Origin of the sequence: Hyphobacterium sp., assembly GCF_965229905.1 — a bacterium.
In the GTDB taxonomy this organism is placed as follows: Bacteria; Pseudomonadota; Alphaproteobacteria; order Caulobacterales; family Maricaulaceae; genus Hyphobacterium.
Map to the genome: position 1 here is coordinate 2,480,768 of NZ_OZ245930.1, position 22,238 is coordinate 2,503,005.

The 22,238-nt window shown below is 63.4% G+C and carries 25 protein-coding genes; 23 read left to right on the plus strand and 2 right to left on the minus strand.

Going from position 1 to position 22,238, the window contains the following annotated elements; translation table 11 throughout:
- Positions 1 to 138 precede the first annotated feature (138 nt).
- Complete coding sequence (locus tag ACO08C_RS12385) at positions 139 to 966, plus strand: ion transporter (RefSeq protein ID WP_421786000.1); 828 nt, start codon at positions 139 to 141, stop codon at positions 964 to 966.
- Here ACO08C_RS12385 and ACO08C_RS12390 read toward each other — a convergent pair.
- Positions 963 to 2,915, minus strand: coding sequence for a transglycosylase domain-containing protein (locus tag ACO08C_RS12390; RefSeq protein WP_421786002.1), 1,953 nt, complete (start codon positions 2,913 to 2,915; stop codon positions 963 to 965). The genes ACO08C_RS12385 and ACO08C_RS12390 overlap by 4 nt on opposite strands.
- 52 nt (positions 2,916 to 2,967) lie before the next feature.
- On the opposite strand from ACO08C_RS12390, the gene ACO08C_RS12395 reads away from it, so the two are divergent.
- From ACO08C_RS12395 to ACO08C_RS12485, 19 genes are all read left to right on the plus strand, one after another.
- A complete protein-coding gene (locus ACO08C_RS12395) occupies positions 2,968 to 3,423 on the plus strand; it encodes a YcgN family cysteine cluster protein (protein ID WP_421786003.1) in 456 nt (151 codons plus the stop codon).
- 106 nt (positions 3,424 to 3,529) lie between these two features.
- Complete coding sequence (locus tag ACO08C_RS12400) at positions 3,530 to 3,988, plus strand: hypothetical protein (RefSeq protein WP_421786005.1); 459 nt, start codon at positions 3,530 to 3,532, stop codon at positions 3,986 to 3,988.
- The gene (locus tag ACO08C_RS12405; protein WP_421788719.1) at positions 3,978 to 5,192 is read left to right on the plus strand and encodes a DNA-packaging protein; all 1,215 of its coding nucleotides are present in this window, start codon (positions 3,978 to 3,980) and stop codon (positions 5,190 to 5,192) included. The genes ACO08C_RS12400 and ACO08C_RS12405 overlap by 11 nt, the downstream gene beginning before the upstream one ends.
- Before the next feature lie 7 nt (positions 5,193 to 5,199).
- A complete protein-coding gene (locus ACO08C_RS12410; protein ID WP_421786006.1) occupies positions 5,200 to 6,351 on the plus strand; it encodes a phage portal protein in 1,152 nt (383 codons plus the stop codon).
- The gene (locus ACO08C_RS12415) at positions 6,348 to 6,584 is read left to right on the plus strand and encodes a hypothetical protein (RefSeq protein ID WP_421786008.1); all 237 of its coding nucleotides are present in this window, start codon (positions 6,348 to 6,350) and stop codon (positions 6,582 to 6,584) included. Before ACO08C_RS12410 ends, ACO08C_RS12415 begins: the two co-directional genes overlap by 4 nt.
- 11 nt (positions 6,585 to 6,595) lie before the next feature.
- Positions 6,596 to 7,036, plus strand: a complete 441-nt coding sequence (locus tag ACO08C_RS12420; RefSeq protein ID WP_421786010.1) for an HK97 family phage prohead protease — start codon at positions 6,596 to 6,598, stop codon at positions 7,034 to 7,036.
- A gap of 24 nt (positions 7,037 to 7,060) precedes the next feature.
- Entirely contained in the window at positions 7,061 to 8,278 is a 1,218-nt protein-coding gene (locus ACO08C_RS12425; protein ID WP_421786012.1) for a phage major capsid protein, read from the plus strand.
- Positions 8,279 to 8,337: 59 nt separating this feature from the next.
- On the plus strand, positions 8,338 to 8,922 hold the full coding sequence (locus tag ACO08C_RS12430; protein ID WP_421786013.1) for a head-tail connector protein: 585 nt from the start codon (positions 8,338 to 8,340) through the stop codon (positions 8,920 to 8,922).
- Positions 8,919 to 9,329: a DUF3168 domain-containing protein gene (locus ACO08C_RS12435; protein ID WP_421786015.1), complete on the plus strand. Its 411-nt coding sequence runs from the start codon at positions 8,919 to 8,921 to the stop codon at positions 9,327 to 9,329. Before ACO08C_RS12430 ends, ACO08C_RS12435 begins: the two co-directional genes overlap by 4 nt.
- A gap of 12 nt (positions 9,330 to 9,341) precedes the next feature.
- Positions 9,342 to 9,758 (plus strand): phage major tail protein, TP901-1 family, encoded by a 417-nt coding sequence (locus ACO08C_RS12440; protein WP_421786017.1) that lies wholly within the window; start codon positions 9,342 to 9,344, stop codon positions 9,756 to 9,758.
- A complete protein-coding gene (locus ACO08C_RS12445; protein ID WP_421786018.1) occupies positions 9,759 to 10,040 on the plus strand; it encodes a GTA-gp10 family protein in 282 nt (93 codons plus the stop codon).
- Complete coding sequence (locus ACO08C_RS12450) at positions 10,037 to 10,228, plus strand: phage tail assembly chaperone (protein ID WP_421786020.1); 192 nt, start codon at positions 10,037 to 10,039, stop codon at positions 10,226 to 10,228. The genes ACO08C_RS12445 and ACO08C_RS12450 overlap by 4 nt, the downstream gene beginning before the upstream one ends.
- A complete protein-coding gene (locus tag ACO08C_RS12455) occupies positions 10,218 to 10,745 on the plus strand; it encodes a phage tail tape measure C-terminal domain-containing protein (RefSeq protein ID WP_421786021.1) in 528 nt (175 codons plus the stop codon). Before ACO08C_RS12450 ends, ACO08C_RS12455 begins: the two co-directional genes overlap by 11 nt.
- The gene (locus tag ACO08C_RS12460) at positions 10,742 to 11,371 is read left to right on the plus strand and encodes a phage distal tail protein, Rcc01695 family (protein ID WP_421786022.1); all 630 of its coding nucleotides are present in this window, start codon (positions 10,742 to 10,744) and stop codon (positions 11,369 to 11,371) included. Before ACO08C_RS12455 ends, ACO08C_RS12460 begins: the two co-directional genes overlap by 4 nt.
- Before the next feature lie 2 nt (positions 11,372 to 11,373).
- Entirely contained in the window at positions 11,374 to 12,258 is an 885-nt protein-coding gene (locus ACO08C_RS12465; protein WP_421786023.1) for a DUF2163 domain-containing protein, read from the plus strand.
- Positions 12,259 to 12,326: 68 nt separating this feature from the next.
- Positions 12,327 to 12,689, plus strand: coding sequence for an NlpC/P60 family protein (locus ACO08C_RS12470; RefSeq protein ID WP_421788721.1), 363 nt, complete (start codon positions 12,327 to 12,329; stop codon positions 12,687 to 12,689).
- Positions 12,677 to 16,549 (plus strand): baseplate multidomain protein megatron, encoded by a 3,873-nt coding sequence (locus ACO08C_RS12475; RefSeq protein ID WP_421786024.1) that lies wholly within the window; start codon positions 12,677 to 12,679, stop codon positions 16,547 to 16,549. The genes ACO08C_RS12470 and ACO08C_RS12475 overlap by 13 nt, the downstream gene beginning before the upstream one ends.
- 41 nt (positions 16,550 to 16,590) lie before the next feature.
- Positions 16,591 to 17,451: a DnaJ C-terminal domain-containing protein gene (locus ACO08C_RS12480; RefSeq protein ID WP_421786025.1), complete on the plus strand. Its 861-nt coding sequence runs from the start codon at positions 16,591 to 16,593 to the stop codon at positions 17,449 to 17,451.
- A 98-nt stretch (positions 17,452 to 17,549) separates the two neighbouring features.
- Positions 17,550 to 18,269: a hypothetical protein gene (locus ACO08C_RS12485; RefSeq protein ID WP_421786026.1), complete on the plus strand. Its 720-nt coding sequence runs from the start codon at positions 17,550 to 17,552 to the stop codon at positions 18,267 to 18,269.
- 33 nt (positions 18,270 to 18,302) lie between these two features.
- Here the strand turns inward: ACO08C_RS12485 and ACO08C_RS12490 are convergent, their stop codons facing one another.
- Positions 18,303 to 19,622: a hypothetical protein gene (locus tag ACO08C_RS12490; RefSeq protein ID WP_421786027.1), complete on the minus strand. Its 1,320-nt coding sequence runs from the start codon at positions 19,620 to 19,622 to the stop codon at positions 18,303 to 18,305.
- 207 nt (positions 19,623 to 19,829) lie between these two features.
- On the opposite strand from ACO08C_RS12490, the gene ACO08C_RS12495 reads away from it, so the two are divergent.
- The 3 genes from ACO08C_RS12495 to ACO08C_RS12505 are packed head-to-tail and all read left to right on the plus strand — an operon-like array spanning position 19,830 to position 22,223.
- A complete protein-coding gene (locus ACO08C_RS12495) occupies positions 19,830 to 20,162 on the plus strand; it encodes a PepSY domain-containing protein (protein WP_421786028.1) in 333 nt (110 codons plus the stop codon).
- Positions 20,163 to 20,172: 10 nt separating this feature from the next.
- Positions 20,173 to 20,847, plus strand: coding sequence for a response regulator transcription factor (locus ACO08C_RS12500; RefSeq protein WP_421786029.1), 675 nt, complete (start codon positions 20,173 to 20,175; stop codon positions 20,845 to 20,847).
- Positions 20,844 to 22,223: an ATP-binding protein gene (locus ACO08C_RS12505; protein WP_421786031.1), complete on the plus strand. Its 1,380-nt coding sequence runs from the start codon at positions 20,844 to 20,846 to the stop codon at positions 22,221 to 22,223. The genes ACO08C_RS12500 and ACO08C_RS12505 overlap by 4 nt, the downstream gene beginning before the upstream one ends.
- The last annotated feature ends 15 nt before the right edge of the window (positions 22,224 to 22,238 follow it).

Sequence of the window (22,238 nt, forward strand, 5' to 3'; positions counted from 1 at the left end):
CGCGTTTTGCCAGCACCATTTATCCGGGAATCCGTAAAGAAACGGTGGCGGCAATTGGTAAATACCGACGTATCATGCGGCGTTGCGTTGCGAAGCTCGCGGCGATAATCAGACGGCAATCTGAAGGGGCTTCGCATCATGACACAACAGGCAAACCAGGGCTGGCGCGACCGGCTGGTCCGCATGGTGGAATCGCCGGTCTTCGTGAATTTCATCACCGGCCTGATCCTGGTGAATGCCGTGACGCTGGGGCTGGAGACCTATCCGGTCGAAACGCCGTGGCTGGCGACGGCCCTTCCGCTGGTCGACAGCATCATCGTCGGTATTTTCGTCGTTGAGCTAACGCTGAAGCTTGTGGCTTACGGTCCGCGCTTCTTCCGCAGTGGCTGGAACTGGTTCGACTTCATCATCGTGTCGATTTCGCTGATCCCGAATGCCGGACCGTTCTCGGTACTCCGCGCCATGCGGATCTTGCGGGTGTTCCGCCTGTTCTCGGTGATGCCGGACATGCGCAAAGTCGTCGAGGCGCTGATGAAGGCGATCCCTGGCATGGGCGCGATTCTCGCTGTGCTGGCGCTGATGTTCTACGTCTCGGCGGTGATGGCGACCAAGCTGTTCGGCGAGAGCGAGCCGATGTTCGCCACGCTGGGCGGGTCGGCCTTCACCCTGTTCCAGGTGATGACGCTGGAAGGCTGGGCGATGGATGTGGCGCGGCCGACCATGGAGCAATATCCGTTTGCCTGGCTGTTCTTCCTGGTCTTTATCGTTCTCACCAGTTTTGCGGTGCTCAACATGTTCATCGCGGTGATCGTCGACAGCCTGCAGTCGAAGCATTTCGACGAAGAGGAAGAACGCGCGATCAAGAGCGAAGCCGAGGCGGCCGCCGACCGTGACATGCTGCATTCCGAACTGGCCGAGATCCGGGCAGAGCTGAAAGCGCTGCGTTCGGAATTGTCCTCGCGCTAGGGGACGCGCTCGGCCTCGGCTTCGAACGCATTGGTCAGGTCCGAATAAAACGCTGCCAGTCTTTCCTCATGGGCGGATCGTTCACGCGGCGCCGGCGCCGCCAGCAGGCGAGCCGGCAGATCGGCATGGGCGGCCGTCATGAAGTCGCGCCAGATGCGCGCCGGCAGGCCGCCGCCGGTGACGTTTCGGGTCGGCGTGTCGTCGTCATTGCCGACCCAGACGCCAGCAACGTAATCGGCAGTGTACCCGATGAACCAGGCATCCCGGAAGGACTGGCTGGTGCCGGTCTTGCCCGCGGACGGACGGTCGGCAAGGCGCGCATTGGTGCCGGTACCGTTGAGCACGATGTCCTGCATCATCGTCGACAGCGTCAGCACATCGGCCTCTTCGACCGTGCGCTCGGCGGCCGCGGGATCGGCTTCCCACAAGGTTTCGCCGCGTGAGTTCGATATGCGCAAAAGGAAGACTGGCTGCCTTCGCATGCCGCTATTGGCGATGGTGGCGTAGGCGGTGGTCATTTCCAGCAGGGTGACTTCGACCGCGCCCAGGGCCAGCGCCGGCAGGGGCGGCAGTTCGGTTTGAATTCCCAGGCGTTGTGCCATGTCGACCAGTGCTTCCGGGCCGACCTCGTCGCCAATCTGGGCGGCGACGGTGTTGATCGAGCGGCGCAAGGCTTCGCGCATGGACACGCGGCCGCGATAATCGCCGCCGAAATTGCGCGGCTGCCAGCCTTCGAGATCGATGGGCTCGTCATAATAGACGCTGAACGGAGAGGCGCCGCGCTCAAGTGCTGCGAGAAAGACAATGGGCTTGAAGGCGGAACCTGGCTGGCGGCGGGCCTGCGCTGCCCGGTTGAACTGGCTGGCGAGATAGTCGCGGCCGCCGATCATGGCGCGCACCTGGCCGTCGGGCGAAAGCGCCACGAGCGCCGCTTCGCCGGCATTTTCGGTTTCGCTCTCGGCCTGCATGCGTGCGGTGAGCGCATCGTGCGCGATCTCCTGCAGATCGGAATCGATGGCGACCTGGATGATGGCGTCCGAGGGCAGCTCGCCGAGCCGATCCTGGGCTTCCGATACCGCCAGATCGAAGACATGACCGAAGACCACCGGATCGCGCAGTTCGTCGGGCTGGCGCTGTATGGGATTGGCCGGATCGGCCTGCGCGGCTGCGCGCTCCTCTCTCGTGATGAAGCCGGATAGCAGCATCGCATCAAGCACGATGGCGGCGCGTTGCTGGGCTGCCGCCAGATTGCTGGTCGGATCGAGCCGGCTGGGCGCTTTTGGCAGGGCGGCCAGCATCGCGGCTTCGGCCAGTGTCAGCTCGGCGGCCGTGGTGTCGAAATAGCGCCGGGCGGCGGCTTCGATTCCGTAAGCCCCGGCACCGAAATAGATGCGGTTGAGATAAAGCTGAAGGATCTCGTCCTTGGTCAACTCGCGCTCGAGCTGAATGGCGAGGCGCATTTCCTGGATCTTGCGGCGCAGCGAGCGTTCCGGTGTCAGCACCAGATTCTTCACCAGCTGCATGGTGATGGTCGAACCGCCTTGGACCGTCGTGCCGGCGCGCAAGTTCGCGAAAACGGCCCGCAAGGCACCCCAGACATCGACACCTGAATGCTCGTAATATCGCCGGTCTTCAATAGCGATGAAGGCCTGAGCGACATGGTCCGGCAGATCGCCGATGCGTACCGGCGCGCCGTAGAGCGGACCTCGGACATCGATGACGTCGCCGTCGCGGTCAAGAAGCGTGATTGAGCTTTCGCGGCGGACATCCCAGAGGATTTCCAGGTTTTCCGGCAGGTCGGGAATGTCGGAGAACGCCCAGCGCCAGAATGCGCCGGTCACGGCCCCGCCACCGATGACCAGAATCGAGAACACGATGGTCACGGTCCAGGCAATGCGCTCCCGGCGGCGCCGGTTTTCGGCTAGAAGGTCGGCTCTGAATGGCGTCATGTGGCGTCCGGGCCGGGTTTGGCCAGAAAAAGATGGCGAGTATCAGGCGATAATGTCTAGCGACCCGTTCTGGAAAGTGAAATCACTGCAAGAGATGACGCGCAGCGAATGGGAGTCGCTGTGCGATGGTTGCGGCAAGTGTTGTCTGGTCCAGCTCGAGGATGAGGCGGGCGACCGCTTCCTGACCTCCCTGGCCTGCCGGCTATACGACAGTGCCAGCGGACGATGCCGGGATTACGCCAATCGGGCCGCGCGGGTTCCGGACTGCGTGGTGTTGACGCCGGATAATATCGGCCGGCTGGCCTGGATGCCGAAAACCTGCGCCTACCGGCTGATCCATGAAGGCCAGGATTTGCCGGACTGGCATCCGCTGGTGACCGGCGATTCGCAAAGCACATTCAAGGCGGGAATGTCGGTGCGCGGCCAGGTTTCGAGCGAATTGCTGGTTGACGACGACGATTTCGAAGACTTCATCCGCGACTGGCCGGGCGAAAGCGGGGACAAATAGCCGCTTATCCGCGCCGGCTATCAAAAATCACGGCGGTTTTTCCAAGGGCTGCAGGAAACTTCCGGCAAACAATCCAGAGTGCGCGGTGACCGGGCTATAAACCGGCATGGTCGAAAAACTGGCGAAGCGGCGGCGCGACCGGGTCGACTGGGAGGCCTATGCCCGCCAGTACGAGGCCGGCATGACCGCGGCCGAGATTGCGCGGCATGCCGGGTATACCGAACGCTGGATCCGGAACCGGATGCACCTGTGCCGGCAGGATAGTCCAGCCGTTCGTGCGCGGCATCACGCCGAGGCGGTCCGCCGCGAACTGGTCCGGGCCGAACACGTTTTACTGGAGGGGAACATCGATGCCGCGATCAAGCAGATGCGGGCGCTCGACATGCTGATGCGGCTCGAAAAGGACCTGACCCGGACGATCGCACCTGACACGGATACGGCGGAGACAGAAGAGATTGACAGCGCGCACGCCGAACTCGAGCGCCGCTTTGCAAGCCTGCGCCGAGCCCACGGATTACCGCCGGTTTCTCGCCAGGGCGAAGGCGACGAAATCGATCCTCGATGAATGGGCGTTCTGGGCGCAGACCGGACAGGTGCCGCCGGAAGATGAGTGGTCCATCTGGCTGTTCCTCGGCGGACGCGGGGCCGGCAAAACCCGCGCCGGGGCGGAATGGATCAGGGCGCAAATCGCCGGCGGTTGCCGCCGGGTCGCGCTGATAGCGCCGACACTCAATGATGCCCGCGAGGTGATGATCAACGGGCCGTCCGGCCTGCGCAACATCGGAAAAGAAGCGGAACGGCCGGTCTATGAGAGTTCGCGGCGCCGGCTGGTCTGGCCGAACGGGGCGGAAGGCTTTGCCTTTTCAGCCGAGGATCCGGACAGCCTGCGTGGCCCGCAGTTTTTTGCCGCCTGGGGTGACGAGTTCGCGGCGTGGAGTCATCCGCAAGCGACGCTCGATACGCTGCTGATGGGCTTGCGCCTGGGCGACAAGCCGAGGCTGGCGCTGACCACCACGCCGCGGCCCATCCCGGCTGTGAAGTCATTGGTGAAACGCCCCGGCGTTGTGGTGACGCATGCCGGCACGATCGAGAACCGCGCCAATCTGGCTGTGACGTTCCTGCCGGCGATGCAGGCTGCTTACGGCGGCTCCCTACTGGGGCGACAGGAGTTGGACGGCCTGCTGATCGACGATCCGCAAGGTGCGCTGTGGACACGAAAAGACATTGAAAACGCCTGCTGCCCCGGACCCGTCGACCCGCAACGCATTGTCGTGGCGGTCGATCCTCCCGCGACCGGCCATGACCGTTCGGATGAATGCGGGATCGTGGTGGCAGGCGCGTCGGGCGAAGGCAGCGATCGAACAGCCACCATCCTGGCCGATCGCTCCTTCGGCCCGGCCAAGCCTTCGGCCTGGGCGGAGGCCGTCGCGGCGGCCTTCGAAGGCTTCGAGGCCGACTGCATCGTCGCCGAGTGTAATCAGGGTGGCGACATGGTCGCTGCTGTCCTGCGCGCGGCCCGGCCGGGCCTGCCGGTCAAGCTGGTGCGGGCGAGCCGCGGCAAGCGGGCGCGCGCCGAACCGGTCGCGGCGCTCTATGCCGCCGGACGGGTCCGCCATGCCGGGCGCTTTGCGGCGCTGGAAGACCAGATGTGCGCTTTCGGATCGCCGGAGGCCGGATCGCAGAGCCCGGACCGCGTCGATGCGCTGGTCTGGGCGATCACCGAATTGCTGATGACGCCGCGCGGCGCTCCGCGTTTGCGGCCCTTGTGAGAAAGACATGCTCGATACACTCGCCCGGCGTTTCGGGCTCACCACCAAGACATCGGCCGCCAAGCCGCTAATCGCGCTGAATTTCGGCGCGCGGGCTGCTTGGCCGGTGCGCGATTACGCAGCGCTGGCGCGCGACGGGTTTGCGCGCAATCCGATCGTGCATCGCTGCGTGCGGTTGATCGCCGAGGCAGCCGCCGCGACGCCGCTCACCGTGCAAGCGGTGGGCGAACGGGCCCATCCGGTGGCACAGCTCCTGGCGCAACCCAATCCGGACCAGTCAGCACAGGAATTCCTCGAAACGCATTACGGCTTTCTGCAGATTTCTGGCAATGCCTATGCCGAGCTGGCATCGCTGGACGGGCAGCCGCGCGAATTGTTTTCGCTGAGGCCAGACAGAATGCGCGTCCTGCCCGGGCGGCGGGGCTGGCCGGATGGCTGGGAGTATTCGGCCAATGGCCGCAAAGTCACGTTCACCCGTGACCGCGCGAGCGGGCGCTCGCCCATTAGCCATTTGCGGCTCTTCCATCCGCGCGATGACCATTACGGGCTGAGCCCGCTGGAAGCGGCGGCCGCAGCGGTTGATGTGCATAATGCCGGGGCGGCCTGGGCCAAGGCATTGCTGGACAATGCGGCGCGGCCGTCTGGCGCGCTGATCTTCAATGCCGGGGAAGGGTCGAACCTCACCGAGGACCAGTTCGACCGGCTGAAAGCCGAGCTGGGCGATGCCTATACCGGCCCCGCCAATGCCGGGCGGCCGATGCTGCTGGAAGGCGGGCTCGACTGGAAGCCGATGGCGCTGTCGCCGGCCGATATGGATTTCATCCAGGCGCGCCGGGAAGCCGCGCGCGAGATCGCCCAGGCCTTTGGCGTGCCGCCTTTGCTGCTGGGCCTTCCCGGAGATAATACGCATGCGAACTACAAGGAGGCGAATCTCGCCTTTTGGCGCCAGACCGTGCTGCCTCTGGTGCGCAAGACGGCGCGCGCGCTGACCGGCTGGCTGTCGCCCTGGTATGAGATGCCGTTCGAGATCGTGGCCGATGTCTCGGCGCTGCCGGCGTTGGCCGGTGAACGGGCCGCCGACTGGGCGCGGGTCAGCGGCGCTGACTTCCTGACCGACAATGAAAAGCGCCGCCTGCTCGGCCTGCCGGAGACGTCATGACCGGCTGGCGGCTGGAGCGCTCGGTGACGCTGGGCGTGGTGTTTGCGCTGGTCATGCAGACGGGCGGGGCGCTGATCTGGGCCGGTGCGGCCAGCGAACGCCTCAACCGGCTGGAAGCGGACGCTGCGGCTTTCGAAACCGCCAGCGAACGCCTGGCACGGCTGGAAGTGCAGATCCAGCAGGCGCGCGATGCGCTGAACCGGATCGAGCGCCGGCTTGATGAGCGGAATTAAGGACCATCCACATGACGAAAACGGCGCCGCTGCAAATTGACGGCTATGCGAGCCTGTTCGGCGTGGCGGATCTGAATCGGGATGTCGTCCGGCCCGGCGCCTTTTCGCGGGGCTTGAGGCAGCGCGGCGCGAAACATGTCCGCATGCTGTTCCAGCACGATGCCGGGGAACCGGTCGGTGTTTGGGAGACGATCCGCGAGGATGATCGCGGCCTGTTCGTCTCCGGCCGGGTGCTGAACGCCGGCCCGCGTGGCCGGGCGACGGCCGAACTGATCCGCCAGGGCGCGGTCGACGGGTTGTCGATCGGATTTCGAACCGCCCGGTCGGCGCCGCGGCCCGCGGGCGGGCGCGAACTTATCGAACTCGATCTCTGGGAAGTCTCCATCGTGACCTTCCCGATGTTGCCGCAAGCGCGCCTGCGCATCGCGGCGCCTGCGGCACGGGCCGCTTAGTCATCGTCAAACAAGAGGACCCACATGACGAAGGAAACCAAGATGGCGGCGCCGTCAGCGGAAACGCGTGCGGCGCTGGGTGAGGTGCTGTGCGCCTTCGAGGCGTTCAAGGATGCCAATGACCGCCGGCTCGACGAGATCGAGGCGAAGACTGCCGCCGATCCGCTGCTCGAAGAAAAGCTGGCGCGCATCGACAATGCGCTGACGACGGCGCAGGCCCGGCTCGACCGGCTGGCGCTGGATGCCGCTCGGCCCGGGCTCGAAGCGAAACAGCGGGGCGAGACCGACGCGGCCTGGGAGGGTTATCTGCGCACCGGCGAGGCCGCGCGCCTGATCGAGGGCAAGTCGCTGTCGGCGGGGTCGAATGCCGATGGCGGCTATGTCGCGCCGGCCGAGACCGAAGCGCTGATCGACCGTTTGCTGACCGGCGCGTCGCCGATCCGCGCCATTGCCAGCGTGAAACAGACCACGGCGCACACGTTCAAAAAGCCGATCAGCCTCGGCGGGGCGGCGACCGGCTGGGTGTCGGAGACCGCGGCGCGGCCTGAGACTGGCAGTCCGACGCTCGATCTCCTGGATTTTCCGACAGCCGAGCTTTACGCCATGCCGGCGGCGACGACGCAGCTTCTCGACGATGCACTGGTCGATATCGACCAATGGCTGGCCGAAGAGGTGCAGGACGTGTTCGCGGCGCAGGAAGGCGACGCCTTCGTCAATGGCAGCGGTACGGACCGGCCGAAGGGCTTCCTCGCCTATACCAAGACGGCGAACGCCTCGGCGGTGTGGGGCGAGATCGGCTATGTCGCGACCGGTGTGGACGGCGATTTCGCGGCGAGCGATCCGGTCGATGATCTCATTGACCTCGTCTATGCGCCCAAGCCCGGCTATCGCAGCAATGCGCGCTTCGTGATGAACCGGCAGACGGTCTCGACCGTGCGCAAGTTCAAGGACGCAAACGGCGATTATATCTGGCAGCCGGCACTGTCGTCGGGCGGGCCGGCGACGCTGCTCGGCTATCCGGTGACGGAGGCCGAGGAGATGCCGGATATCGGCTCGGATGCCTTCGCCATTGCCTTCGGCGATTTCCGCCGCAGTTATCTGGTGGTCGATCGCCAGGGCGTGCAGGTGCTGCGCGATCCCTATTCGGCCAAGCCCTACGTCTTGTTCTACACGACCAAGCGTGTCGGCGGCGGGGTGCAGGATTTCAACGCCATCAAGCTGATGAAGTTCGGCTTGTCGTAAGGGAGTTGACAAGGCGGCGGGCGATCCCCGCCGCCGCATTCTTTTCGGGAGATATCTCAATGACTCTCCAACTCGTCACGCCGCCGGCGGTCGAGCCCGTTGCGCTGGCCGATGCAAAGGCCTTCGCGCGCGTCGCGACCGATCATGAAGACGCCTTGATCGCGCAGCTCGTTGCCGCGGCGCGACAGCGCGTCGAGGCCGAGACCGGGCGGGCGCTGATCGCGCGGACCTATCGCGAGACGCTCGACCGCTGGGATCTGCCCGGCCGGCGGGCGGCGGGCGGAATGCAATTCCGGCTCGTGATGCCGCCGCTCGTCGCTGTTTCGTCGGTGACGCTGTTCGATGCCGAGGATACCGGCACGCTCTGGCCGGCAGAAGAGTATTTCGTCGATACCGCTGCCGATCCGGGCCGGATCGCCGTGCGCTCCGGTGCGTTCCCGATACCAGGGCGGCGCATGGCCGGGATCGAGATCGTGTTCGACGCCGGGTATGGCGCTGCGCCAGAAGACGTCCCTGAAACGTTGCGCGAAGCCGTTCTACGGCTGGCGGCCGATGCCTATCTCAACCGCGAAGGTGGGGCGGAGCGGCCCTTGCCGATGGCCGTACAGGGACTCCTCGCCCCCTATAAACGGGTGCGGCTGTGAGCGCCGAAGCCGCCTTCCAGGATGCGGTGCTGGCGCGGCTTGCGGCTGATGTAGACGTGCAGGCCGTGCTCGGCGATCCGGCGCGGGTCTTTGATGCGGCGCCCAATGGCGCGGCCTATCCTTATCTCGCCGCGGGGCGGGCGGTCAGCGAGCCGCGCGATGCGCTCGACGCGGATCTTATCGAGCACCGGCTGACGCTGCACCTCTGGACCCGCGATACCGGGCGGCGCGAGACGAAAGTCATGCTCGGCATCATCCGCGCGGTGGTGCACGAGGCGGACATGACGCTGGACGGAGGCTACGAGCTGGTGTCCTGCCGCGCTGTCTATGCCGATGTTTTCGGTGCCCAGGATAATCGGCTTGCCCACGGCGTCCTGCGCATCCGGGCGCTCATCCAGACCATTTGACGGAGAGATTTCATGACCGCTCAACGCGGAAAAGACCTGCTGCTCAAGATCGGTGATGGCGGTTCGCCGGAGGCCTTTACCAGCGTCGCCGGGCTGCGCGCGCGGACGATCACGCTGAATGCCCGCACAATCGATGCGACGACATCTGATAGTCCGGAAGGCTGGCGCGAGCTGATCGCCGGGGCAGGGGTGAAATCCTGCTCGGTGACGGGCGCCGGCCTATTTGTCGATACCGCTGCGGACGAAACGGTCCGCCAGGCCTTCTTCAATCAGGCCATGCCGAACTGGCAATTGGTCATTCCCGATTTCGGGACGATCGAGGGGCCCTTCCAGATTGCTGCGTTGGAATATGCCGGCCGGCATGATGGCGAGGCGAGCTATTCCCTGTCGCTGGCTTCTGCGGGCGCTCTGATCTTCACGGCGGCCTAGATGAATCCCGCACGCGGCGAGGTGGCGCTGAGCATTGATGGCGCGCCGCGTACGCTTTGCCTGACGCTGGGGGCGCTGGCGGATATCGAGGCGGCGCTGGGCTGTGACGGTTTCACGGCACTGGCCGTGCGGCTCAAGGCATTGTCGGCGGCCGATCTGCTTCTGGTCGTGCAGGCGCTGTTGACCGGCGGGGAGGGCGTCTCGCTGGATCTGTCGACGGCACGCATCGATCCTGCCGAGGCGGCGCGCGCTGTTGCCGAATGTTTCGAGCGAGCGCTGTGAGCGGCATTCCGTTCGAAGGCTGGTTGCGCCTCGCCGTTTTACGCTTTGGTCTGGCGCCCGCCGATTTCTGGCGTCTGTCGCTGAAGGAATGGGCTTGGCTGGCGGCCCCGGACTCACCTCCCGCCCTGTCGCGTTCCGATCTTGATCGGCTCCTGTCTCTCCATCCGGACATCTCCCATGACACCTGACGATTTTGAGCGCCTGTCCGAAGAGGTCGAGCGCGCCGGCGATGCGTTGACGCGGCTGGCCGACGGCCCGGCCCGCGAAGCCGCCGACACAATGCGCGACGCGTTCGAACGGGCTGGTCAAAGCATTGAATCCGCTCTTACGCGCGCCGCGCGGACGGGCGAATTGTCATTCTCCGCCATGGCCGATGCGATCCTGCGCGATCTCTCGCGGGTCGCCACCGAACGCTTCGTCACCGGGCCGATCGACCAGTTGATGAGCGGCCTGACGGCGCAATTGCCCTTCTTCGGGGCGCGCGCAGAAGGCGGGCCGGTGCAGCCGGGCGGGTCATATCTCGTGGGTGAACGCGGTCCGGAGGTCTTCACGCCCGGCGCAGCGGGCCAGATCTCGGCTGCCGCACCCATTCAGGTGACGGTGAATCTGAACGGCCCGGTCTCCGGCGAAACGGTGCGCCGGTCTGAAACCCAGATCGCCACGGCGCTGGCGCGAGCGGTGCGCAAGGGCGCGGCGCGATTATGACCACGGCCTTTCATGACGTCCGTTTTCCGTTCGCCCTCGCACTGGGTGCCAGCGGCGGGCCGATGCGGCGGACCGAGATCGTCTCGCTGGTTTCGGGCCATGAGGAACGCAATTCGCCCTGGGCGCATTCAAGGCGCCGGTGGAATGCTGCGCCAGGGATCAAATCCCGGGGCGATCTGGAAACGCTGATCGCCTTCTTCGAGGCGCGTCACGGTCAACTCCACGGTTTCCGGTTCCGCGATCCCGTGGATCATGCCAGCGGCTCGCCGGTCAGCGAAACCGATCAGCCGCTGGGCACCGGCGATGGCGCCACCGCCGGCTTTCAACTGATTAAACGATATGCAGATGGGGCGGGATCTTATGACCGGCCGATCCGCAAGCCGGTGGCGGGCAGCGTGATGATTGCAGAGGACGGAAGCTCTTTGACCGAGAGCGTGGATTTCAGCGTCGATGCCGCGACGGGCGAGGTCGGTTTCACCACGCCACCGGCAGCGGGGTCAATCCTGACCGCGGGCTTCGAATTCGATGTGCCGGTGCGGTTCGATACGGACCGGTTGGCTATCTCCCTCGATGCCATTGAGGCCGGCGAGGTCGCCGACCTGCCGATCGTCGAGATCAAAGCCTAGCCATGCTTGCCATTCCAACGGCCTTGCAGGACCGGCTTGATGCCGGGATCACGACACTGGCCTGGTGCTGGCGTGTGATGCGCCGCGACGGTACGGTTTTCGGTTTCACCGATCATGACCGATCGCTGGCATTCGATGGCCTTACATTCCGTCCGGACAGCGGCTTTACGGGTAGCGACCTTGATGCGCGGCTGGGTGGCGAAGCGGCAGCGAGCGAGATTGCCGGCCTGTTTGCCGACGATGCGATCAGTAACGGCGAACTCGCGGCGGGACTGTGGGACGGGGCCAAGGTGGAGGTCTTCCGGGTCGATTGGCGCGATGTCTCGATGCGCGTGCAGACTTGGACCGGGGAGCTCGGGTCCGTCACGCATGATGGCTCGGCTTTCCGCGCGGATCTGAACGGATCCTCGCGCCGTCTGGAGCGCGCCATCGGACGGATCTACTCACGGCATTGCGACGCGGAATTCGGCGATGCCCGGTGCGGACTGGACGCCAACCAATCCGCCTATAAGGGCGCCGGCACGGTTTCCGCTATTCTTCCCAACGGGATATCCGCGACCGGCCTGTCCGGCTTCGCGGATACCTGGTTCGAAGCGGGTTTTCTGATCTGGACCAGCGGTGCGGCGGCCGGCGTACGCCAGCGTGTTTCTTGGCACCGGCTCAATGGGGCGGAGGCCCACATCGGCGTCGCCGAGAACGGCGCGGTCGAAATCGGCCAGACTTTCGACATTGTCGCCGGCTGCGACAAGCAACATGCGACCTGCCGCGACAAGTTCGCGAACATCATCAATTTTCGCGGGTTCGCGCTGATGCCGGGCAATGATGTTCTGATCGCCGGGCCCGCCAGCGAACCGGTCCGCGATGGCGGATCGAGAGGCCTGGCGTGACCCGCAGCAAAACCATCATTGCAGAAGCTAGGGCTTGGATTGGCACGCCCTATCGTCAAGGCGCCAGCGTGTGCGGCGTCGGTTGTGACTGTATCGGGCTTGTCCGGGGCATCTGGCGCGCCTGTTGTGGGCCCGAACCGTCCCGCTTGCCCGCATACAAGGTGCCGCCGGACTGCTCTTTATTGACAGATACACTCGCGACCTATTGCGAAAAGCGCGATGTCGCCGAGCCGCGATGCGGCGACATTCTTGTGTTTCGCTGGACGGCCGCCAGCCCGCCGGCGCACTGCGCCATTCTGACGGATCCCGGCACCATGGTGCATTGCCATGCGTCCCGTGCGGTTACGGAAACCCGATTCACGCGCTGGTGGCAGCGTCGTCTCGCCGCCGTTTTTGCTTTCCCGGAGGTCAGCGCGTCATGGGACAGCTAATACTGGGTACAATCGGTTCGGTTGCCGGCCAGGCGCTTTTGCCGAACGGTCTCTCGTTGTTCGGAGCGCAACTGACCGGCGGCGCTATCGGCGGGTTTGCCGGAAGCGCGCTGGGTGGATCTTTTGACCGTGCGCTTTTGTCCCAAAGAACAATCGAGGGGCCACGGCTCGACAACCTTCAGATACAGACGTCGACCGAGGGTGCCGCCATACCTATCGTCTACGGCCGCGGACGGCTTGCCGGCCAAGTGATCTGGGCATCGCGATTTCGCGAACACCATGATTCAGAGGGTGGCGGGAAAGGCGGGCCGCGCGTTTCGCGCTACAGCTATTCCGTCAGCCTCGCGGTCGGCATTTGCGAAGGCGATATCAGCGGAATCGGCCGGATTTGGGCCAATGGCGAACTGCTCGATCAGAGCGCGCTTTCGTTCCGGCTCTACCGAGGTACCGAAGACCAGAGCCCCGACCCGCTGATCGAAGCGGTCGAGGGCGCAGCCGATGCTCCGGCGTTCCGCGGGCTTTCTTATGTCGTTTTCGAGGATCTGCCGCTGGAGGCTTTCGGCAATCGGGTGCCGCAATTTGCCTTCGAGGTATTCCGAAGCCCATGGGGAATTGACGGCGAAGCGGGGCTGGAAAACGCCATACGGGCTGTCGATCTGATTCCGGCTTCCGGAGAATTCGCCTACGCGACGACGCCCGTTCTCGAAGATGTCGGACCGGGCCGTCAGAACTGGATAAATCTCAACAATGGGCGCGGGCAGCCCGATTTCATGGCGGCGATCGACGATCTCGAAGCGCAGTTGCCCAATTGCCGTTCCGTATTGATCGTATCGGCCTGGTTCGGCACGGATCTCCGCTGCGATGCCTGCGATATCCGTCCGGGTGTCGAAACGCGCGAGCGCATCACCCGGCCACTGATCTGGTCGGTCGCCGGTGAGGATCGCACGACGGCCCATCTCGTTTCTACGATCGATGATCGGCCAGCCTATGGCGGTACGCCGGACGACGCCTCATTGATCGCCGCCATTCAGGAGCTGAAGGCGCGGGGCTTCAACGTCTCGCTTTATCCGTTCATCCTGATGGATGTGGCGGCGGGGAATGCGCTTCCGGACCCCTATGGTGAAGCCGAGCAGGCCGTCTATCCCTGGCGTGGCCGGATTACCTGCTTTCCTGCGCCCGGAGAGCCGGGATCGCCGGACCAGACCTCCGCGGCAGTAGCGGCGGTCGAGGCTTTCTTCGGGACAGCCGCGGCAGCGGATTTTTCCGTCAGCAATGGTCAGGTCAGCTACTCCGGTCCGCCAGAATGGCGGTTCCGACGCTTCATCCTGCATCATGCCGCGCTGGCACAAGCTGCAGGCGGCGTGGACGGATTCCTGATCGGATCGGAAATGCGCGGGCTGACGACGATCCGCGGCGCAAGCGACAGTTTCCCGGCAGTGACGCGATTGTGCGATCTCGCCGGCGAAGCGCGGCAATTGCTCGGAAGCGGTACGCGGATTTCCTATGCATCTGATTGGTCGGAGTATTTCGGGTTCCAGCCAAGCGATGGCAGCGGCGATGTGTTCTTCCACCTCGATCCTCTGTGGTCACATTCTACGGTCGATGCAGTCGCAATCGACTGGTATGCGCCGCTGTCGGACTGGCGTGAGGGCGAGCATCTGGATGCCTTGCTGGCTTCCGGCCCGCACGACCTCGCTTATCTGTCGGCCAATGTCGAAGGCGGCGAAGGCTATGACTGGTATTATGCATCGGACGCCGACCGCGATGCCCAGCTTCGCACGCCGATCACCGACGGGGCTTATGGCAAGCCCTGGGTTTTCCGTTACAAGGATTTGAGCCAGTGGTGGCGCGAGCCGCATTTCGACCGCAAGGCCGGCGTTGAGCTCGGCGCGCCGACCGGCTGGGTGCCAGAGTCGAAGCCGATCTGGCTGACGGAGCTGGGGTGTCCGGCGGTGGACAAGGGGGCGAACCAGCCCAACGTCTTCGTGGATCCCAAGAGCGCGGAAAGCCGTCTGCCCTATCATTCGACCGGTGCCCGCGATGATTTGATTCAGCGGCGCTATATCGAAGCGCTGATCGGCTACTGGTCCATACCGGACCGCCCTGTCTCGACTGTCTATGGCGGGCCGATGATCGATCCGGCCGACATTCATATATGGACATGGGACGCCCGGCCTTTCCCCGATTTTCCGGTGCGCCGCGATGTGTGGTCGGACGGGGAAAACTGGCGATTGGGACATTGGCTGAACGGCCGCACCGGGCTGTCACCTCTGGCATTGATCGTTCGCGAGATTGGCTTGCGCGCCGGAACCCACATCAATGTCGACGACCTCGGCGGCCTGGTTTCCGGCTTCGTTGTCGACCGGCCCATGCCGGCGCGGCGCGCCATCGAGCCACTCACCGCCGCCTACGGATTTGCGCTCGCTGACCGCTCCAATGGCGTGGTGGCCATAAGCGATTCAGCGTTTACCCCAACCCCGGTGCAGGAGGTTGAACTTGCGCTTCCGGAAACCGGTAGCGCGATCTCGACGCGCCGTCCGGAAACCGCGCTGTTGCCGCGCGATGTCCGTTTGCAGTTCCGGCTGGATGCGCCGGATTATCGTGTGTCGACGGTCTATGCGCGGCATGCCACGAATGACCTCCAGGCGGTTTTCGACGTCACGCTCCCCCTGCTGGCCGATGAGGCGCAGGCGCGGGTGTGGTCGGCCTTGCAGCTCGACCGCGCCATCGCCGATTCCGAGGCGGTCCAGTTTTCGCTGCCACCGTCGAAGCTTTCGCTTGAGTCCGGTGACTCTATCCGCCTGAACGACCGGAACCTGACAGTGCGTTCGGCGACGGGACAGGCGGTTCGAGAGGTCGAAACCGGGCCGGTTGCCGGTGCCGGGCCGAGCCGGTTTGGCGCGACGCCGCAGATCGCTGGACCTGTGGTGCGGCCCTATCCGCAACCTTTGCTGCTTATTCTGGATATTCCCCTCGTGCCAAGCGAAACCGCCGAGCGGAGCGGCGTTCTGTTGGCGGCGAACGCAGATCCTTGGCCGCGCCAGGTCACACTTCATGCGGGGACCTCGGAGACCGATTTGACGCCGCGTTTGTCCATTGACAGCCCCTCGCGGACCGGACGCGTGGTCGCTGCTCATGGCCGGCTTTGGGATGGGCGTTGGAATCGGTCGGCCGAGCTTACCGTGCAACTCGATCGGGGTGAGCTCGTGACACGGTCGCCGAGCGAGGTTTTGGCCGGCGGGAACCGGATGGCTCTGGCCACCGCGAGCGGCTGGAGTTGGTTCGAATTCGAAACCGCGGACCTGGTCGCGCCGCAGACCTATCGCCTGCGGTCTTTATTGGCGGCCAGGGACATGGATCTCGATGCCTTGGCGAATGCGCCGGTGGTTGCGCTCGACGACAGCCTCGCATCGCTTTCCCTGCCACCGGGTGAGCGCGATCTGCCGATCGCCTATGCGGCGCTGGCCCTGGGCCTACAGCCTGATCCAGCCCTACATGACATGGTGTGGCATACCTATCGCGGAGCAGATTTGGCGCCGCTTCCGGTGGCGCATCTAAAGGCCGACCGGCGGGCGGAGGGCTTCCGCTTGCACTGGATTCGCCGCACCCGATTAGGCGCGGATGACTGGGTGTCGCGCGATGTGCCGCTGGCGGAAGAGGGCGAGCGGTATGCGATTTCGCTCGTCTATCAAGGCGCGATCGTTCATGCGGTCGAAACGTCCCTGCCGGAATTCTTATTGGACTCAGACTTGATCGCGTCGGCAATCGGACCTTCGCCCGTGGCATTCGAGGTCCGGGTACAGCAAATCTCGGCCCGCTACGGTGCCGGCGCGGCGACCGAGATCGGGCTCGCGGCCTAGCCGACTTGCTTTGCCGGGAGGTTTCCGGCAGCAGTTGGGCGATGAGCGATCCCTACCGCATTCTCGGTGTCTCCAAGTCGGCGTCGGCGGACGAGATCCGTCAGGCCTACCGCAAGCTGGCGAAAACCTATCACCCTGACGCCAATCCGGGTGATGCGGCCGCCGAAGAAAAGTTCAAGCAGATCAGCGCCGCGTTCAAACTGCTTTCGGACAAGGAATTGCGCGCGCGCTACGACCGCGGTGAAATTGACGCGCGCGGCGAAGAGGTGGCACCGCATCATCATTTCCGGTCCGCCCGGCAAGGGCAGAAGGGCGAGTTCACCGACATTTTCTCCGATCTGTTCAGCGATTTCGGCGCGCGGCCGCGCGCCGCGCGGGGCGCCGATATTCAGGCGCGTCTGGACATCGACTTCAAACTCGCCGCGACCGGCGGATCGCATCGCCTCAACCTGTCTGACGGGCGCCGTATCGACGTCAAGATTCCGGCCGGTGTGGAAGACGGTAAGATGTTGCGCCTGACCGGGCAGGGACAAAAGGGCCAGAGCGGCGGGCCTGACGGCGATCTTCTGATCATGCTGTCGATAAAGCCGCATCGCTGGCTGCGGCGCGAGGGCGACACCGTTCATCTCGATCTGCCCGTGTCGATCCAAGAGGCGGTATTCGGCGCCAAGGTCCGCGTGCCGACGCTGCACGGCGATGTCGATGTCAAAATCCCACCCAACTCGACGTCCGGCACCCTATTGCGCCTGAAGGGCCGCGGTGTGCGCCGGCCCGGCAAGACAGCCGGCGATCAGATCGTGCGGCTGATGGTGGACGTCCCGGCGAATGATGATCTGGCCGACCGGCTCCGGACCTGGAGCCCGCCGGCGGGCTACAACCCTCGCAAAAACCTCGTTATTTAGGCGATCTCTCAAAAGCGATACCAAATTCCTTCGTGTCCGCCCAATCTTTGCTAAACTGCCGTAGAGGTCGTGGGCGACGAACGATTGAGAGGTTCGCGATGGCTTTTCGTGTGGTTTTGGCCGCAATGCTAATTGTTGTCTTCGGGTGCTTCGAAGGGAATGCTCAGGTTTTTGATCGACTCAACTCCTTAGTCGGGCGCAACAGCAACGAGTGCGCAGATCAAGGCGCGGCGAGCCTTCAACGCGACTGGCATTGGCATTTCCCCCGTGAGACTCCTCACCTGCGTAATGGAAATCGCAGGCTGCGTTGCGAAAACGGTGATCGTGGATTCCTGTACACACGCGATGACATTCCCGGCCAATATTTCGTAACCGATCGCCGGTATCGGCGCCAAAGCCCCATCACAAGTAACATGTGTGCCGCCATAGCATCTTATTGCTTGCGCGATTTGGCGGCGCTCGATGTCACCTTTTTTCACACCGTGATTCCGCCTCTTGCGATTAACGAGACTGTAGCGGAGACGGTTGGGATCTTAAATGCATCCGTTCCTGATGCGGCCCGGCCATCGCCGCGACTTGGCGTTTTTTACGTCACCTCTGTCAGTGATGACCACCGCTTCAGCATCCAGGTAAACACCTCTGATCATTCAACGCCGCAAAGCCTACCTTTCGAATTACGCACTGTGGGAAATACAGCCACGTTGCTTTTCGATTTATCCGGGCAATCCAATGCAGAAATCGTTCTCCGGGTTCGCGACCGCCGGGCCGAAAACGAGTTGGAAGTAGCGCGATTTAACTTATCTTCTCTAGAAAGATGATGCCTAGCAGCGCCCGGCGAGGATTGATCTGCTCTAGTATCGCGTCACCGGCGACAATACCAATCCCAGATCCTCGCGCCGCTGGCGTTGTGGCATTGAGAACATCTTTCTGCCTTCCAAAAACATTTGATATCGTCCGGACATTGCCGAATTTGCGGACGTGTGCGTAGGCAACCATGATCCGCCGGCGCGAATATCGCCTGATATCTCTATGCGCATCTCGCCGTCTGTATCCACGGTGCCGTATAGATCGAAACTGCCGCTGGGATCACGAAGTGAAAACAACAGGGATCCATCCGGCAATCGTTCCAGACCTGACACCCAGCCAAGCGCGCGTACGATATCTGGCAATGGTTGAGCGTCTGCCGGAAACCTGAAAAAAAATTCATTGTCATCTCGCCAAAGCCGATACTCGGCAGAGGGGAGGGTCAGAAGTGCTCGTAAGTGTTCGCCGGCTGCGCCAGTTTGATCGATGTGCAAATCTGTTTGATCCAGACGCCAAACACCCTGAAAGAGCATTTCGAATTGTGCGAACGTAAGATCGACCTGTCGAAGGTATCCATTCTCTGCAGCTTCATCGTAAATCTGGGCGGGCGTGTGCCAGGGAGCCCAGCTGACGTCTAGATCTATGTCAGCCCCGCGCTGATACGCGATATGGATCAGTGCTATACAATCGAGCCCATCATCGAATTGATCGTAATCTAGTCCCTCATAGCCAAACAGCCGTGTTGTCGCCCATTGTGTGTGGTTATCGTCGTAGGGAACACGATGCAGGGCCGCGCTAAGCGCTTCCTCTACAATCTGCCATCGACGCGGATCTTCATTCGCCAATCCGGGCCAAGCGATCGCGCCGCCGGTGTTCGCTTCCCAGATTACTGCGTCCTCTATTCGCGGCTGTGAACGGCGTACAAGATAACCGGTAAACTGTTCAACAAACGATCTGACCATGACGCCGCCTGATGGCATTGAGTCGATCACCAAATAGCTATCGATCAAGCCCCAGTCTTGAGAGCGGATTAAAGCTCTATCCAAAACCGCTGCGTAGTCCTCTTGCAGATGGTCGGGGAGATCTCGCCAGCGGCCGATATAGATGCCGGCATGCCCCGGACCTAGTCGGCTCTCTGTCAAATTACCGATTACAATATCGCCTGGGTAGATTCCCAGTTCTGGCGATTGAGCGAGCAGACGGCTATCTGACGGCGCAAGGCGTGTTTCGAGTTGCTGCAGCCAGTCATCAAAGTTCTCGTCATAAGACGAGACTGTAGGTGGTTTACTAAGACCTCTCGCAGTTGCGGCAGTACTAGGTAAAACTGCCAGGCTGATTATAATTAGAAGTGCGAATATACGTATCATGGCGTCGTCTTCGCTTTTCGATTTCCGGGTACTCATTTAATATAATATTGGCAGCCATACAAACTGGCTCCATTAAGGGGGCGGTATCATCGAAGCGGGCTCCGGACCTGGAGCCCGCCGGCGGGCTACAACCCTCGCAAAAACCTTCAAGTTTGATTATCTATTCATTCAGCGCGCGTTCAGTGACTCAAAGGCAGATTGCCCGGCATGAACAGACGACATGTGATCACCGCCGGCATCGCTGCCGCCCTTCTCGCCCTCGCTGGCGAGAGTGCGCTTGTGCCGGCCGCCAACGCGCAAAGCCTGCAGGACCGATTGTCCTCGGGACAGGCGCGCGATGCTCGCGATTCGGGCGATGTTCTGCCGGCGCTGCGGGTGATTTCCATCGTGCGCAGCCGGTATCCGGGCGCCGAAGTGCTGGATGCCGAACTCATGCGGGGCGCGTCGCCGCAATACATCATCAAGATCCTGACCCGGGAAGGCCGCCGCATCGACGTTGTCGTGGACGCCCGCACCGGACGGATTCTGCAGGAAAGATAGGAGCCAGCCGATGCGTGTGCTGATCGTCGAAGATGATCCCGATCTGAACCGCCAGCTCGAGCGGGCATTGGCCGATGCCGGCTACGCCGTCGACGCGGCTTCCGACGGCGAAGATGGTCATTTCCTGGGGGATACCGAGCCGTATGATGCCGTTGTCCTGGATCTCGGCCTGCCGCAAATCGACGGCGTGACGGTTCTGGAACGCTGGCGGTCTGACGGGCGCGATTTCCCGGTGCTTATCCTGACGGCGCGCGACCGCTGGAGCGAAAAAGTTGCGGGCTTCGATGCGGGTGCGGACGACTATCTGACCAAGCCCTTCCACACCGAGGAATTGCTGGCGCGGCTGCGGGCGCTGACCCGGCGGGCCGCCGGTCATGCGTCGTCCAGCATCGATTGCGGCCAACTGTCGGTCGACACGCGCGGTGCGCGGGTGTTCATCGACGGCGCGCCGGTGAAACTGACCTCGCACGAGTTCCGGCTGATCAGCTATATGGCACATCATCAGGACCGCGTGATTTCGAGATCGGAATTGGTCGAACATATCTACGATCAGGATTTTGATCGTGATTCCAACACGATCGAAGTATTTATCGGGCGTTTGCGCAAGAAGATCGGCTCGGACCGGATCGAGACCGTCCGGGGCCTTGGCTACCGCCTGATCGATCCTGACTCCAAGGCCGCGTGACCCCGCACCGGCGCTCTCTCGTCCGGCGGCTCGTCGCAACATCGGCGATCTGGATCCTGATAGCGCTGGTCGCCGTCGCGCTGGCGCTGACGACCCTGTTCCGGCAGTCGGTCTTGCGGGCCCTCGATGACCGGTTGACCGCCGTTGTCGCCAACATTGTTGCCACTTCCGAGCCTGCGGCCGACGGCGCGGTGCTGCCGTCGCGGCCGCCGCCCGATCCGCGCTATGAGCGGATTTTTTCCGGACGGTACTGGCAGATCAACCGCCTCGACGGCGAAAGCGTCGGGCCGGTTGCCGGAAATTCCCGTTCGGTCTGGGATGAGCCCATTCCGGTGCGGCCCCGCGTCGAGCGCCGGCTGATGAATAATTTCGGCCAACCGATCACCTACAATGCTCACGGGCCGGACCGCCAACCTCTAAGGGTGGTTGGTCAAGCCATCGAATTGCCGGGCGAGGGCGGGCGCATCCTGGTGCTGGCGGCCGAAGACCGGCGGCCGGCCGATGCGGAAGTGCAGCGCTTTGCGTTCATATCCATCGGCATTTTCCTGGTGTTCGGCATTGTCTTGGCTGCAGGCGTGATCCTACAGGTGCGTATCGGTCTTAGCCCGGTTTTCAGGATGCGGGACGCCGTGGCGGACGTTCGCGAAGGGCGGAGCCAGCGCGTCGAGGGGGACTATCCCGTCGAGCTGCAGCCGCTCGGTGACGAGCTCAACTCGCTGCTCAATCATTCGCGCGAGGTTGTTGAACGGGCCCGCACACATGTCGGCAATCTGGCGCATGCGCTGAAAACGCCGATTGCGGTGTTGATGAATGAAACCTCTGGCGATGACAGCGAGTCCGCGCGACTGGTCCGCCGGCAAACGGAAACCATGTCGCGCCAGGTCGATCACCATCTGCGGCGCGCCCGGGCTGCGGCTCATGCCAAGGCGATCGGCGCGCAGTGCTCGGTGGGCGATGTCGTCGACGACATCACCCGGACATTGGGCAAAATCTATGCAAGGCAGACCAAAACCATCACCGCCGAAGGGCATAAGGGCCTGTTGTTCCGTGGCGAGCGCCAGGATCTCGAGGAAATGGTGGGCAATCTCGCCGACAATGCCTGCAAATGGGCAGCGCGCGAGGTGCGGATTTGCAGCGGCACCGAAACCGATCGAACCTTTTTCATTCTGGTCGAGGACGACGGGCCGGGCATGTCGCGGGATCAGCGCGAGCAAGCCCTGCAGCGCGGCGTACGGCTTGACGAAGAGGTGTCGGGAACCGGTCTCGGGCTATCGATCGTGGTAGATCTGGCCCGCGTTTACGGCGGTGAGCTCGAGCTCGGCCATTCCAAGATGGGCGGGCTGGCGGCCAAGTTGATTTTGCCCGGCCGGATTTGATAAAGCACGGTTAAC